The sequence below is a fragment of the Halococcus sp. IIIV-5B genome (assembly GCF_003602035.1).
Classification (GTDB): domain Archaea; phylum Halobacteriota; class Halobacteria; order Halobacteriales; family Halococcaceae; genus Halococcus; species Halococcus salsus.
On the sequence record NZ_QZWE01000006.1, the window covers coordinates 34,821 to 47,832 of the forward strand.

General features: G+C 68.1%; 14 protein-coding genes. 4 read left to right on the forward strand and 10 right to left on the reverse strand.

Annotation, left to right across the window (positions count from 1 at the left end; translation table 11 throughout):
• Positions 1-9: 9 nt before the first annotated feature.
• A complete protein-coding gene (locus tag D3261_RS20310) occupies positions 10-150 on the reverse strand; it encodes a hypothetical protein (RefSeq protein WP_192927955.1) in 141 nt (46 codons plus the stop codon).
• 119 nt (positions 151-269) lie between these two features.
• Here D3261_RS20310 and D3261_RS06115 point away from each other — a divergent pair, with 119 nt between their 5' ends.
• On the forward strand, positions 270-569 hold the full coding sequence (locus D3261_RS06115; RefSeq protein ID WP_120070308.1) for a putative quinol monooxygenase: 300 nt from the start codon (positions 270-272) through the stop codon (positions 567-569).
• A gap of 13 nt (positions 570-582) precedes the next feature.
• Here D3261_RS06115 and D3261_RS06120 read toward each other — a convergent pair whose 3' ends face one another.
• Entirely contained in the window at positions 583-780 is a 198-nt protein-coding gene (locus tag D3261_RS06120; protein ID WP_120070310.1) for a DUF5800 family protein, read from the reverse strand.
• A gap of 87 nt (positions 781-867) precedes the next feature.
• On the opposite strand from D3261_RS06120, the gene D3261_RS06125 reads away from it, so the two are divergent.
• Positions 868-1,836: a polymer-forming cytoskeletal protein gene (locus tag D3261_RS06125; protein WP_120070313.1), complete on the forward strand. Its 969-nt coding sequence runs from the start codon at positions 868-870 to the stop codon at positions 1,834-1,836.
• A gap of 7 nt (positions 1,837-1,843) precedes the next feature.
• Complete coding sequence (locus D3261_RS06130; protein ID WP_120070316.1) at positions 1,844-3,025, forward strand: redox-regulated ATPase YchF; 1,182 nt, start codon at positions 1,844-1,846, stop codon at positions 3,023-3,025.
• A 250-nt stretch (positions 3,026-3,275) separates the two neighbouring features.
• Here D3261_RS06130 and D3261_RS06135 read toward each other — a convergent pair whose 3' ends face one another.
• The 6 genes from D3261_RS06135 to D3261_RS20315 all read right to left on the reverse strand — a co-directional run bounded on the left by D3261_RS06135 (position 3,276) and on the right by D3261_RS20315 (position 9,932).
• Positions 3,276-4,133, reverse strand: coding sequence for a UbiA family prenyltransferase (locus D3261_RS06135; RefSeq protein ID WP_120070318.1), 858 nt, complete (start codon positions 4,131-4,133; stop codon positions 3,276-3,278).
• Between the two features lie 83 nt (positions 4,134-4,216).
• Positions 4,217-5,506 carry a TIGR00341 family protein gene (locus D3261_RS06140; RefSeq protein WP_120070321.1) on the reverse strand — a complete coding sequence of 430 codons (1,290 nt, stop codon included), beginning with the start codon at positions 5,504-5,506 and terminating at the stop codon, positions 4,217-4,219.
• Between the two features lie 106 nt (positions 5,507-5,612).
• On the reverse strand, positions 5,613-6,917 hold the full coding sequence (locus D3261_RS06145; protein ID WP_120070324.1) for a DUF389 domain-containing protein: 1,305 nt from the start codon (positions 6,915-6,917) through the stop codon (positions 5,613-5,615).
• An 82-nt stretch (positions 6,918-6,999) separates the two neighbouring features.
• Positions 7,000-8,412, reverse strand: coding sequence for a sugar porter family MFS transporter (locus D3261_RS06150; protein WP_120070327.1), 1,413 nt, complete (start codon positions 8,410-8,412; stop codon positions 7,000-7,002).
• 206 nt (positions 8,413-8,618) lie between these two features.
• Positions 8,619-9,740, reverse strand: coding sequence for a pyridoxal phosphate-dependent aminotransferase (locus D3261_RS06155; protein ID WP_120070330.1), 1,122 nt, complete (start codon positions 9,738-9,740; stop codon positions 8,619-8,621).
• 45 nt (positions 9,741-9,785) lie between these two features.
• Positions 9,786-9,932 (reverse strand): hypothetical protein, encoded by a 147-nt coding sequence (locus tag D3261_RS20315; protein ID WP_199693933.1) that lies wholly within the window; start codon positions 9,930-9,932, stop codon positions 9,786-9,788.
• Positions 9,933-10,335: 403 nt separating this feature from the next.
• Between D3261_RS20315 and D3261_RS06160 the strand changes: the two genes are divergently transcribed.
• Entirely contained in the window at positions 10,336-10,641 is a 306-nt protein-coding gene (locus D3261_RS06160; protein WP_120070333.1) for a DUF5789 family protein, read from the forward strand.
• 104 nt (positions 10,642-10,745) lie between these two features.
• On the opposite strand, the gene D3261_RS06165 is transcribed toward D3261_RS06160, so the two are convergent.
• Both D3261_RS06165 and nreA read right to left on the reverse strand, forming a co-directional pair.
• Entirely contained in the window at positions 10,746-11,516 is a 771-nt protein-coding gene (locus D3261_RS06165) for a CPBP family intramembrane glutamic endopeptidase (RefSeq protein ID WP_233553906.1), read from the reverse strand.
• Between the two features lie 42 nt (positions 11,517-11,558).
• On the reverse strand, positions 11,559-12,824 hold the full coding sequence (gene nreA / locus D3261_RS06170; protein WP_120070335.1) for a DNA repair protein NreA: 1,266 nt from the start codon (positions 12,822-12,824) through the stop codon (positions 11,559-11,561).
• Positions 12,825-13,012 lie beyond the last annotated feature (188 nt).

The following is a 13,012-nucleotide window of genomic DNA, read 5'->3' on the forward strand; positions in this document are numbered from 1 at the left end:
CAAGTCGATTCAGAGCGCGAGGAAGACCAGATAGGGAACCGCGAACAGCACGACCGTCAGGAGGAGCAGGATGACACCGTAAGCGGCCAGGGTTCCAGCGGCCGTGAGCCACGACGGATGGTCGAATCGGCCGGGAAGGCTCGTGCTCATGACGGAGACAGTGCGCGTCGGGGCTTAAACGCTCGTGCTCGCGACACCGTTCGCGGCGCGACCGTCGACCCGGTCCCCGAAGCGCCACGGCTTTCCCGCGGCCGGCCGAAGGAACGTCGATGTTAGTCGTTCACGCGAGCTTTCCGGTCGACCCGGCCCACCGAGACGACGCGCTCGAACTCCTCCCCGACCTCGTGGAGGGGTCGCGGGCCGAGGACGGCGTGATCGAGTATCGGGCGACGACGGACGTCACCGACCCCAATATCATCCGCTTCTTCGAGCGCTACGAGGACGAGGAGGCGTTCGCGGCCCACGGCCAGTCCGACCACTTCGGGACCTTCGAGGACGCGGTCGGCGAGTATCTCACCGGCGAACCCGAGGTCGTTCAGTTCGACGTCGACTCCGTCACCGAACGCTGAGGGCGACGGGGTTTCAGGCGGTTATCTCTGCGATGCGGCGGGGTTCGCCCGAGAGGGTCGGGTCGGGCTCGACGATCTTGAGCACCTCGTGGTCGGTGACCTCGGGATAGGTCTTGCCGATGGCCTCTTCGATCAGCGCGCGTTCGAGCCGGAACTCGGTACCCTCATAGACCACGTCCACACCCTGTTCGTCGAACGAGAGGAGGGTCATACCCACCGTAGCGCGGTTGACGAATAAAAACGACTCGCGTTCGCGTCGGAGACTGGATTTATTAGGGATGGCCCCCGATTCTGCCGTGTGTCGTTCCGCTCGGACCCCCTCTCCGAACTCGTCGTCCCCGATGGGACCACGGTCGAGGAACACGATATCGTGGCCGATGCCGACGTGATCGTCGGAACACAGAGCACGATAGCGCTCGGCGTCCGTGGTCGAAACGTCGTCGCGGGCGAGCGCGTCACGTTCGACGGGGACATCGAGGCGAGCGGCGACTGCCGGCTCGACATGTGGTGTGAAGTCAACGGCAACGTGCTCGTTGGCGCGGACGCCTACATCGGCGAGCGCGTCGAGATCGGTGGCCAGCTCGTCGTCGCGGGCGACCTCGACATCGGCGACGACGTCACCATCGAGGAGGGGTTCGACGCCAACGGCTGGATCGTCATCCGGAACCCCGTGCCGACGCTGGTCTTCCTCTTCACCTACCTCACCCACCTCCTCCGGCGCGGCGAGGAGGAACTCGCCGACGACGTGCTCTCGGAGGTGTTCGAGGGCCACGACGACCAGCCGCTCGTCGTCCCGAAGAACGCGACGCTCGGCGACGACGCCTGGCGGGTCTCGACGCCCGCCCGGGTCGGCGACGACTGTCGGCTCCACGGCAACCTCCGCGCCGAGAGTATCTCCGTCGGTGCGAACGACGAGATATTCGGGAGCCTCCGGGCGCGCGAGTCGATCAGCCTCGACGAGGGCACCGTCGTCCACGGCGACGTCACCACCAGCGACGGCGCGGTCGAGGTCGCGGCGGGGGCCCACATCCGCGGCGACATCGCGTGCGAACGGCTCCGCCTCCACGAGGGCGCGGTGGTCGAGGGGCAGATGCGCGCCCGCGGCGAGATGACGGTCGTCCGGGCCCAGCGCGGGGTCGATACCGCGGCATCGGATACCGAAACCGAGACGGTGACGAACGCCGACGACGTCGACGGAACGGTCGAGTCGGACGACGAGCGAACCGAACCCGACGGATCGAAAGGCAGTTTCACGCCGCCGAAGTAGTCGGCCCATGCTCTCGCTCGCGCTCGCCGGCAAGCCGAACGCCGGCAAATCTACGTTCTTCGCGGCGGCGACGATGGCCGACGTCGACGTCGCCAACTATCCCTTCACGACCATCGACCCGAACCGTGGGGTCTCCCACGTTCGCACCGACTGTCCCTGTCTCGCTCGCGAGGAGCGCTGTGGTGACGAACACTGTCACGACGGCACGCGCTACGTGCCCGTCGAACTCCTCGATGTCGCGGGCCTCGTACCGGGGGCCCACGAGGGCCGCGGGCTGGGTAACCAGTTCCTCGACGAACTCACGAACGCCGACGTCATCCTGAACGTCGTGGATTCGTCGGGGGGGACCAACGCCGAGGGCGAACCCGTCGAGGTGGGCGAGCACGACCCCACGGAGGACGTCGACTTCATCACCGAGGAGATCGAGCAGTGGCTCGCCGGTATCGTCGACCGGAACTGGGAGACCATCGCCCGCGGGTCGCGCGCGCCGAACTTCTCGATCGACGAGGCGCTCCGGGAGATGCTCTCGGGGATCGGTGTCGGCGAGGCAGCCATCACCGCGACCCTCCGCGAGCTCGACTATCCGACGGACCCGCGCGAGTGGACCGACGGGCACAGAATCGCCCTCGCCCGCCAGGTCCGCGAGCGAACCAAACCCCTCGTCGTGGTGGCGAACAAGGCCGACATCGCGCCCGCAGGCGCGCTCGACGCGCTCCGTGAGGCCGCGGGCGAGGCGATCCCGGCGACCGCGGAGGGCGAACTCGCGCTCCGGCGCGGCGCGGAGGCGGGCGCGATCGACTACCGCCCCGGCGACCCCGACTTCTCCATCACCGGCGACCTCACCGACGGCCAGCGCGCGGGGCTCGACCAGGTCCGAGAACTCATGGCCGACCACGGCGGCACCGGGATCCAGACGGCGCTGGACACCGCCGTCTACGACCTGCTCGATCACATCACTGTGTACCCCGTCCAGAACGAGACGAAGTGGACCGACGGCCAGGGCAACGTCCTGCCCGACGCGTTTCTCGTTCCTCGGGGTTCGACCCCACGCGATCTGGCCTACGCGGTCCACTCGGACATCGGGGATGGCTATCTTCATGCGGTGGACGCGCGCTCGAACCGGCGGGTGGGCGAGGACCACGAGCTCTCGGAGGGCGACGTGGTGAAGATCGTGAGCACGGCGACCTGACGACGAGGGTTTGTTCGTTTCGTTAGCCGCTCGTGTTTGCGAAGTAGGCTAAGATAGCACGACTTGGGCGCGCGATTTCTCGGTCCGCTATCGCGTCAACGGCGACTCGCCCGGTGCAAACGAGAACCGCAAACCACGAGCCTCCCCAGCCGATTCCTTCGCTCGTTCACTCCGTTCACTCGCTCAGTCATCCCTCGCGCGAGTCGCGCGTCTCCGACGCGCTCCCGCGCGCCGACCACACCCATCCTGATCAGATCCACGAGAACGGCTCGATCAGGACTGCGAGGAAGAGCAGTCCGAGGAACAGATACGACCCCCGCATCAGGACCTCCGTCGCGCGCCGGGAGTCGAGCCGTCGGGTGGTGAGCGCCACGCCGGCGAAGGCGACGACGGCGAGCCCGGTGCTCGGCGGGAAGGTCCCCAGAAGCGCGCCGGCGAGGGTTCCGAGAAGCGCGAGGGCCAACAGGAGGTAGGCGCTCCGGCGGGCGCGGGCCCGCCCGAGGACGACCGCGACGGTCCGTTTGTCGATCGAGCGGTCGTAGTCGTAGTCCTTCGCGTCGTCGATGACCTTGATCCCCGAGAGCAACACGAGGAAGACGGCGGCGAAACCGAGGACCGGGACCGAGAACCCGGCGGCTTGGACGTAGTAGCCACCGAGGATGGCGAGCGTGATCCCGAGCGGGTAGCCCATCGTGGCGCTCACGGGGTGCATGTCGAGCTGTGGTGCGTGGAGGTAGGCGACCAGCCACGTCGGGAGGGTGACGAGCGCCGCACCGGGACCGACGGTCAGCCAGAGCCAGCTACAGCACGCCGCGAAGCCGAGGGTGGCACAGACGAGCCCGAGGCGGCAGCCACCGGCCGTGAGCGGGTGGTCGTCGTCCTCCCCGCGAACGTAGAAGTCAACGTAGCCGTCCTTGACGTGGGCGGTGTAGACGGCGAAGAACATCGCCGCCACGTGGACGGCCGCCACTGCTGGCACGGCCGTCGGCGCGAGCACCGCACCGAAGACCGAGGCCGCGAGCGGCGGCAGCATGAACACCGGGTGGACCTGTGAGGCGAGCGCGGAGAGCGCCGCCCCGGTCCCCGAATCGTGGCGTGCGACGGCCATGTCCCTCGTTCGGTTGCCAGTCACATAGATGTGCGGCTACCGATGGAGGTCACGTGACCGTCCGGAAGCCGAACGGGAACGGTTCAGTCCGGCGAGAACCGACGGCGGTCGTGGATCGTGAGCTCGATGTCGACGGCGTGGCCGGTTCGCGTCTCGATCCGCTCAGCGAGTGCCTGCGGCAGGCCGGGATACGACTCGCCGGTGGGTCGGCTCACGACCACGGCGACCTCGCGTCGGTCGTCGGACAGGCTCGTGAGTATCACCTGTGTCCGGACGGTTTCGAGGTCGACGGCCGCGTAGGCCGGCCGATCGAGGGTCGTCTCCACGGCGTCGTTGATATCCCGGTCGAACGAGACCTGGCCCGCCATCACGGTTCCCGAGACGGCGAACACGGCGAGCAACACCGCGAGCGCGCCGAGTGCGGGCGCGAGCCGTCGGAACCCGCTTCGAGTGCCGTTCCCCATCCAGGGTCGGTAGCCGAGGTAGACGAGCGCGAGCACGCCCGCGAGGTTGACCGCGACGGTGTTCACGACTAAGAGCGCGAGCGCACCGAGCGCCACCGCCGGGAGTCCCCACGCGACCCCGATACCCACCGCTGCCGCGGCCGGGATCAGGGCCGCGGCGATCATCACGCCCACGAGCGCCTCCGAGAGCCCGGTCGAGAGCCCGAACGCGCCAGCCGCGCCGGCACAGACCGCCACCGCGAGCGCCAACAGTCCCGGCGACGTTCGCTGGCTCACTTGGGCCACCGCCGAGACGTCGAGAGCCGTGGGTACCACCCCACCGGCCTTCAGCGCGAACGCCAGCACCGTTCCCGCGAGAACCGCCGCCGTCAGCCCGCCCGCCAGCGACTTGAGTCCCAAACCGATGAGTTTGCGGTCGTTGAGGACGATCCCGACGCTGCTCATCATCGCCGATCCGACCTGTGGAGCGATCACCATCGCACCGACGACGATCGCGGCGGAGTTGAGGAGGAGTCCCGCGGCCGCCACCACCGCGCTGAACAGCGTCATGGCGTAGTAGGTCAGCGGGTTCCGGTGCATGTCCAGCGCCTTCGCCCGGATCTCCTCGTGGGCGACGCTGTCGTCCTCCTCGACGCCCGCGACGAACCGGTTCTCCAGTTCGTTGTAGTGGGTGGTCTTCGCGGTCTCGGCGGTGGCGATCACGGTGTAGTTCGTGTCGTCGAGCCCGGCCTCGCGGAGCTCGCCGAGAACGTACTCGACGGCCTGTGTCGGCAGCGGGAACTCGACCAGCGTCGAAGCGTCGCGCTCGCTCGCGTCCTCGGTCACCACCCGATCGATGTTCTCGGTCCGGAGAACGTCGAGGACGGTTTCACGCTGTCCATCGGGCACGACGAGCTTGATGAGCCGCACGAGATGGCCTGCACACGCAGGCGTCTTACGGCTGTGGATCGACGTCTCGCGAACGAACCTTTCCTCGGTACGCCGAGCGCCGAAACGACCGTCGGTGGGTGACGGCTCAGTCGCCGGGCGACGCCGACTCGTAATCGACGTATCTGAGCTCCACCGTGACCGGCCGGTCGGTGGCCGCGCTGATGCGCTCTTGAAGGGTTTCCGCGAGCCCCGGGTACGCCGTGCCGGTCGTTCGGTCGAGCGTCACCGTGGCCGTCACCTCGCCGCCGAACACGTCGCCCGCGTCGTAGCTCGTCGAGACGTCGGTGAGGTCCAACCCATCGTAGGCCGGGCCGTCGATCGCGGTTTGGACCTCCTGGTTGACCGAGCCCTCGAAGCTCACGTAGCTCGCCGTCGCGGCGCTCACGACGACGATGCTGGCGACGAACGCGAGCACGACGAGGGCGTACGCACCCGTCCGAAGCGAGACGGAGAGGTTCTCGCGGACGCTCCCGACGACCGACTCGCGGTAGCCGAGCGCGACGAGCGCGACGTAGGCGCTGACGTTGATGAAGACGACGTTCATGAAGAGCAACGCGAACGCACCCGCCACCACGAGCGGCTGCCCCCAGACGGTACCGATGCCCGCCGTCCCCGCCGAGGGAACGATCGCCGCCGCGACCGCGACGCCCGCGATCGAGACCGGGAGGTCGGTCGCGAGCGCGAGCGCACCCGCCGCGCCCGCCGCGAGCGCGACGACCACCGCGAGCAGGCTCGGGGTGAGGAAGGCCGACACCTGGTCGACGCTGGTGATCGCGAGCGACGCGGGGACGAAGAAGGTCCGACGGAGCACGAAGCTCATCGCCACCGCGCCGACGTAGGCGACCACCAGACCCAGCACTTGGGAGACGACGCTCTCGACAACCATCTCGCGGTCGTCGATCACCGCGCCAACGGCGGCCGAGAGCGACGAGCCCGCGAACGGCGCGACCACCATCGCGCCGACGATCACGATCGCGGAGTCGAGGAGGAGCCCCGCGACCGCGACGACCGCGCTCAGCGCCGCGAACGCGATGTAGGTCGGGCGGTCCGGCTGGAGGTCGGCCGCGCGCTCGCGGATCTCCGAATAGGAGATCCCCGAATCGCCCTTCGGCCCCGCGACGAACCGGTCCGCGAGGTCGTCGACGTCCTGGGTCGTCGCCCCCCGCGTCTCGACCTCGGTGACGACGGTGTGAGCGTCCTCGGGTAGCCCCGCGTCGTAGAGCAGGTCGAGGACCGGTTCGACCCCGCCGCCGGGCACCGGGACGTCGAGCATCACCGCGCCGCGACCGCTCACCTCCTCGGTGAGGTGATAATCGATGTCCTCGTCGGTCAGCGCGGTCGTGACCGCCGACCGCGACTCGCCCGGCACCCGGGTCCGTATCTGTCGCACGCTCTGGGGTCGAAAGCGACCGAGATGAAGGTTCTGGTCGGTCCACGAAACGCACCGAAACCGATTCGGGGCGCGTAGCCGGTCAGTCCGACGACTCGGCGTCGCTCCCCATGATGGCGTTCGACCGGAGGTCGTCCTCGATGTCTTCGAGCGAACGACCCATCGTCTCGGGGACGCGGAAGTAGATGTAGACGAAGCCGAGCACCCCGAAGACCCCGAGAGCCCAGAACGAAACCGTCTGGCCGAACCGCTCGATCAGCGAGAGGAAGGTGAGCGAGACGATGAGGTTCGCCGACCAGTTGAAGAAGGTCGTGATCCCCTCGGCGGTCCCCCGGACGCGGAGCGGGAAGATCTCGGAGGTCAGCAGCCAGAACACCGGTCCGAGGCCGAGCGCGAAGAAGGCGACGTAGAGGATCATGCTGCCGAGCGTGAAGTAGCCCACGACGCCCGAGAGACCGGGGAGGTAGAAGCCGAGGCCGAGCGCGCCGAGCATCACCGTCATGCCGCCGACGCTGACGAGTAGGAGGGGTCGCCGGCCGATCCGGTCGGCGTAGTAGACCGCGACGATCGTGAGCGCGACGTTCACGATCCCGATGCCGATCGTCCCGAACAGCGACGCGGCCGAGCCGAGACCGATGTTCTGGAGGATCGTCGGGGCGTAGTAGAGCACGGTGTTGATCCCGGTGACCTGCTGGAGCACCGCGAGCGCGACCCCGACGGTGAGCGCGGGCCGGATCCAGGGTTCGAGGACGTCCCGCCAGCTCCCCTGGGACTCGCGCTCGCTGATCTCCTCCATCCGTTCGATCTCGCTCTCGAAGTCCGCCTCGTTCCGGATACGCGAGAGCACGTCCCGGGCTTCGTCGCGCCGGTCGTGTTCGACCAGCCACCGCGGGCTCTCGGGCAGGAAGAACATCGTGACCCCGAGGATCACCGCGGGCACCGCGGCGAACCCGAGCATCCAGCGCCACCCGATGACCCCCAGCAGCGACGGTGCGAAGAGCGCGTTCACGATGTACGCCACGAGGATCCCGACCACGATCATCAGCTGCTGGAGGAAGCCGAGCGTGCCCCGGATGTCCTCGGGCGCGGTCTCGGAGATGTAGAGCGGCCCGATCAGCGACGCGATCCCGACCGCGACGCCGAGCACGATCCGCCAGCCGATCAACCACTCGACCGACGGCGAGGTCGCGAGCCCGAGCGCCGCGACGAAGAAGATCACCGCACCGACGAGTGTCAACCGACGGCGACCGAACCGGTCGGCCAGCCGTCCGCCGGTCGCCGCACCGATCATCGCGCCGACGAGGACGCTCACGGTGACCACCTCCTGGAGGAACGTCGAGAGCGTGAACGACTCCTGGATGTAGGGCAGGGCCCCCGCTATCACGCCGGTGTCGAACCCGAACAGCAGGCCGTTGAGCGCACCGACGAACGCCATGACGTAGACGAACCGGGGGTGCTCCCGGTCGGCGTTCGCCAGCCTGTCGAGGAAACTCATCGTCCACCGCCGGCCGCACGGCGACCGTGCGTCCGTCGTTTCGCCACAAAACACCGACCGTCGTCGATACTGACTACGGGAGGTCTCTCCACACACTGCCTAACCGGTTCGTCACTGTGTAGGTTGCGCTCTCTTCAAAACGATCGATGACCGTGGATCGGCTCGTCGCTTCCCAGGGAGCGCGATCGCTCGCCGGGCGACTGCGTTCAGCGAACCGCCGCCGCGGCGTCGTCCATGACTTCGACCGCTTCCTTGATCTCCTCGACGTCCGTCGCGTAGGAGATCCGGGCGTAGCCCGCACCGCGCTCGCCGAACGCGTCGCCGGGGACCACGACCATGTCGCGCGCGAGGCACTCGTCGACCCAGCCCTCGGGGACCTTCGGCATCGCGTAGAACGCGCCCTCGGGGGTCGGGGTTTCGAGGCCGGCGTCGGCGAGCCCATCCAGCAAAACGTCGCGGCGCTCCTCGAAGGCGTCGACCATCTCGTGGACGCGGTCCTGGGGGCCCGAGATGGCGGCCTCGGCGGCGTACTGGGCGGGTGCGGAGGCACAGGCCTGGACGTACTGGTGGACTCGGAGCATCCGGTCGGCGCGGCGCTCGGAGGCGGCGACCCAGCCCAGCCGCCAGCCGGTCATCGAGTAGGTCTTCGAGCAGGCGTTCACGACGACGACGTTGTCCGTCTCGGCGAACTCCATCGGGCTGTGGTGTTCGCCCTCGAAGACGATGTGCTCGTAGACCTCGTCGGAGATACAGAGCACGTCGTGTTCGTCGGCGATCCGGGCGAACTCGCGCATGTCCTCCTCGGATTGGACGGCACCGGTGGGGTTCGCGGGCGAGCAGACCACGAACGCCGCGGTGTCGTCCGTGATGGCCGCCTCGACCGCTTCGGGACTCATCGTGAGGTCCTCGCGGAGGCCGACGGGGTTCGGGACGCCACCCGCGAGGTGGGTCAGTGCGGCGTAGGAGACGAAACCGGGGTCGGGGATGATGACCTCCTCGCCGGCGCTGACGTGGGCTTCGATGGCGAGGTGGAGCGCCTCGCTGCCGCCCGCGGTCGCGATGACGTTCTCCGGAGGGAGGTCGATCCCGTTGTCGCGAGCGTGTTTGTCGGCGATCGCTTCCCGGAGCGGTCGGACACCGGGGTTCGAGGTGTAGCCGTCGGCGGCTCCCGATTCGATGGCCGCGATCGCGGCTTCGCGGGCGTTCTCGGGTGCGGGGAAGTCGGGCTGGCCGAGGCCGAGGTTGATGGCGTCGCCGCCCGCCGCCTCGAACACCTCGCGAATGCCGCTGATGGCGATCCGTTCGACGCGGTCGGAGAAGTCGGTCATGGTTCTACAGGACGGCCGCGCGGCGATAACTGTTGATGTTCGTCGTCACTCCAGGTCGTCGCGGAGCGCGTCGACGTGGGCTTCGAGGACCGCGAGCGCGTCGTCGGGGTCGGTGTAACCGTTCTCGTAGTCCGCGAACACGGCGTCGGCCTTGTCGAGGAACGTCTCGACGGCGGCTTCGGTGTCTGCCATATCGCCCCCAGCCCCTGCCGACGGTTATACTCGATGTCTCGGATAGCGGCCGCTGTGCGGTCGGTGCGGCCGCGGTTGCGGTGCGGGCCTGGTGTCTCGGCGAGCGGGAGCGAGCCGAGGCTCAGGAGAGCGGTGCTGTCCTGGTGGATGAAGGGCGAGCGCCCGGAGGGCGCGAGGGCTTCGGCGCTGGCGGTGCCGTGCGGTGCGGTCGCGGAACGTGATAGCGTCCACACGAGCGAAGCGAGTGTGGTTCACCGCGAATGAACCCCGAAGGGGTGAATGAGCGGCCTTTTTAGTCCAGGTTTTTGCAGGGGGTTCGACGGAGCGCCGGAGGCGCGACGGAGGACCCCCTGTAAAAAAGTGGGTCCGAAAGCTCTAATCGGGTCCCGTCCGAGGATGGCGCATGGCCGACGACGAGGCGGACGAGGAAGAAGAAAACGAGCCGGTCGTCGAGCTCGGCGAGGGAAACGCCGTCGAGGGTGCACCGCTCGCGCGGGTCGCCGCGCGACTCACGTGGGGTATCACCCGGTCGGACCTCGAACGCAGAGTGGGCGACATCGAGATCCGAACCCCGGACGGCCCCCGAACGGTGAGCGACGCCCTGAGCGACGTCGACATCACCTACTTCGAGCGCCGCCAGGAGTTCGAAGCCAGCGTGCGCGAGGTGGTCGGAACCGGGCCCGTGCCGACGGCGGACGACGACTCGTAGAGCACCGAACTCATCCAGCAGCTGCGCGGACAGAGCCGTCGTCCGTTCGTTTGAGAAGACGACCGTGGAACCCCCAGAGGGATCCGTTTGTTGACTACCTTTCTTTAGCCGACCAGTAGCTGTAGCACGGTGGCTCCCTGCGCACCGTAGCTGAACGCGAGGTAGGCGATCCCGAAGAGCGTGGCGTTGTAGGCCCCGTGGATGAGTATCGGGACGAGGAGGTTGTTCGTGCGTTCGTAGGTCGCGCCGAAGACGAGTGCGGGGACGAACAGAACCGCGACGGTGACCATGAGCGCCCGCACGGACCCGCTCAGCGCGAGGATGTGGACCGGTGCGAAGCTCGCGCTCGAAAGCACGACCGACCCGACCGGGCCGAACGATTCGCGGAGGCGTCCCTGGACGGCACCGCGGAACAGCAGTTCCTCGCCGGGCGCGATCAGGAGGAAGGCGAGCGGGATGAGCCACAGCAGGGTTCCCGGGTCCTGGAGGGCGGCCTGGTCGGTCCGTTCGGCCATTGGCGCGCCGACCGCGACGGCGGCGAACAACAGCGTGAAGACCAATAGGAGGACGAGGAAGTAGCCACCGACGGTCCAGGCCATATCGCGGAGCGTCGGCGTTCTGGTTCGAACGAACGAGCCGAATCGGACACCCCGAAGCCGGAGATACGCGAGCGTGGTGAGCGGGAAGGCGATACCTTGGAGGACGACCAGTCCGAGGACGGTCTCGGCGGTCAACGAGAGTCGTACGCCGAGGGCGGGGAGCCCCAACAGAACGGCGAGGCTGAGTATCCCCCCGAGGATGAATCCGGCGACGATGACCAACACGGCGACCACGATCGCCCGGAGACGGCCCAGCAGTCCGGCTGTCGTTACCATGACGGCAGTCGGTCGCGGGGGGTCAAAAATCCGGGTATCGTCTCACGCGAACGCGTCGAGTCGCGACTGGACGCCGGCCACCATCGTCGACTTCCGGCGGAGCCGCCCGAGCGAGACCGGGAGCTGTGGTTCGAGGTCGCGGAGCGCGTTCCCGAACGACTCGGCTTCCCCGCCCTCGGCGTCGAAGGCGTTGCGAACCGTCTCGCGGACCTGCCAGACGCCCGTGGGGCCCCAGTAGTCCGGCGTGACGTGCCGGAGGACGAGCACAGAGGCCTGACGACCGCGTTCCTTGAGGTGTTCGAGCACACCCAACCGAGCTGCGTAGTACGCACCCGCGGTCTCGGCCACGTAGCCCGTTCGGCCGTCGTAGCCCTCGCGGTCGGCGGCGATCCACATTCCCCTGTCGGGGTCGGGGTTCCAGACGCTGCCCGGGGCTTTGAGCTCGACGAGTTCGAACTCCCAGTCGCCGGGCGTGAGGAGCACCCAGAACTTGTTCCCGAGGTACTCGTTGTAGTAGACCTCCGTCTTGTCGACCGCCGTGGCGTTGTGGATCCCGCCGCGGAGGAATTTCCCGACGGTGTCGTCGACCGCGGTGATCGACCAGCGGGTGGGAACGAGCCGCCGGGTCTCGGTCTCGCCGAGCGCGCCTGCCGAGAGAATGGTGTTGATGTCGTAGACGTCGTAGCCCCGATTGTAGAGGTAATTCATCGCGCCCTCGGCGCGCCAGTCGTCGTCTTCGAGCGTCTTCTTCACCGGGCGCGGAACGTGTGGGTTCTCGGTGAGGGTCGCGCTCGTGGCGTGGGCGCGCGGGCCGGTCGGCGAGGAGACGTCCGCCTCCGAGACCGAGAAGTCCACGTCGAGCGGGCCGTCGAGGCCGACCTCGATGTCGACCGGTTTGTCGGCGATGGCGATCTCGCGCTGGGTTCCCAGAAAGCCGTTCCAGGCGTCGGCGACGTTGCCGACGTCGGTCTTCTGGGAGGTGTTCACGAGGCCAGTACGGTGCTGGAAGACGTCCTCGATCGAGAAACCCTGGTCGTACCACTGGCCGCTGGTCTCGAAGTCGGCGGCGCGCTCCTCGTGGCCGACGGGCGAGAGCAGTCCGGTCGAGACGTTGGGGTAGGACGACCGACCGACGAAGATGGAGGGTGAGGTGCTTCCGAGAAGTGCGTCACCCGAAACGCGTTTGTTGAACTCGTACTCGACGTCGTCGAGGTAGTCGGTGATGGCGTAGGACTTCTCCTTCACCAGTTCGCGACGCTCGGCGGCCTCGTCGCGTTCGATCTCCTCGAAGTACTCGTCGAGTCGCATCGTGAGAAGGGAGGGGGCGAGCGGCTTTGAACGCTTGGGTGGACAGTGCCGGCCGACAAGATCGCCCGAGGGCGACGCGTACCGCTACGTTTCCTGCTCGCGCAGGGTGGCACCGATGCCCGCGCCGATGGCAGCGAACACGGCCGTGACGAGGGCGGCGACTGCGGCGCTTTCGACGGAGGACCGAA

What these genes read in the sequence shown, in the direction of transcription:
- D3261_RS20310 (WP_192927955.1), bottom strand. Translation starts at nt 150, where the DNA reads ATGAGCACGAGCCTTCCCGGCCGATTCGACCATCCGTCGTGGCTCACG.
- D3261_RS06115 (WP_120070308.1), top strand. Translation starts at nt 270, where the DNA reads ATGTTAGTCGTTCACGCGAGCTTTCCGGTCGACCCGGCCCACCGAGAC.
- D3261_RS06120 (WP_120070310.1), bottom strand. Translation starts at nt 780, where the DNA reads ATGACCCTCCTCTCGTTCGACGAACAGGGTGTGGACGTGGTCTATGAG.
- D3261_RS06130 (WP_120070316.1), top strand. Translation starts at nt 1,844, where the DNA reads ATGCTCTCGCTCGCGCTCGCCGGCAAGCCGAACGCCGGCAAATCTACG.
- D3261_RS06135 (WP_120070318.1), bottom strand. Translation starts at nt 4,133, where the DNA reads ATGGCCGTCGCACGCCACGATTCGGGGACCGGGGCGGCGCTCTCCGCG.
- D3261_RS06150 (WP_120070327.1), bottom strand. Translation starts at nt 8,412, where the DNA reads ATGAGTTTCCTCGACAGGCTGGCGAACGCCGACCGGGAGCACCCCCGG.
- D3261_RS06155 (WP_120070330.1), bottom strand. Translation starts at nt 9,740, where the DNA reads ATGACCGACTTCTCCGACCGCGTCGAACGGATCGCCATCAGCGGCATT.
- D3261_RS20315 (WP_199693933.1), bottom strand. Translation starts at nt 9,932, where the DNA reads ATGGCAGACACCGAAGCCGCCGTCGAGACGTTCCTCGACAAGGCCGAC.
- D3261_RS06160 (WP_120070333.1), top strand. Translation starts at nt 10,336, where the DNA reads ATGGCCGACGACGAGGCGGACGAGGAAGAAGAAAACGAGCCGGTCGTC.
- D3261_RS06165 (WP_233553906.1), bottom strand. Translation starts at nt 11,516, where the DNA reads ATGGTAACGACAGCCGGACTGCTGGGCCGTCTCCGGGCGATCGTGGTC.
- nreA (WP_120070335.1), bottom strand. Translation starts at nt 12,824, where the DNA reads ATGCGACTCGACGAGTACTTCGAGGAGATCGAACGCGACGAGGCCGCC.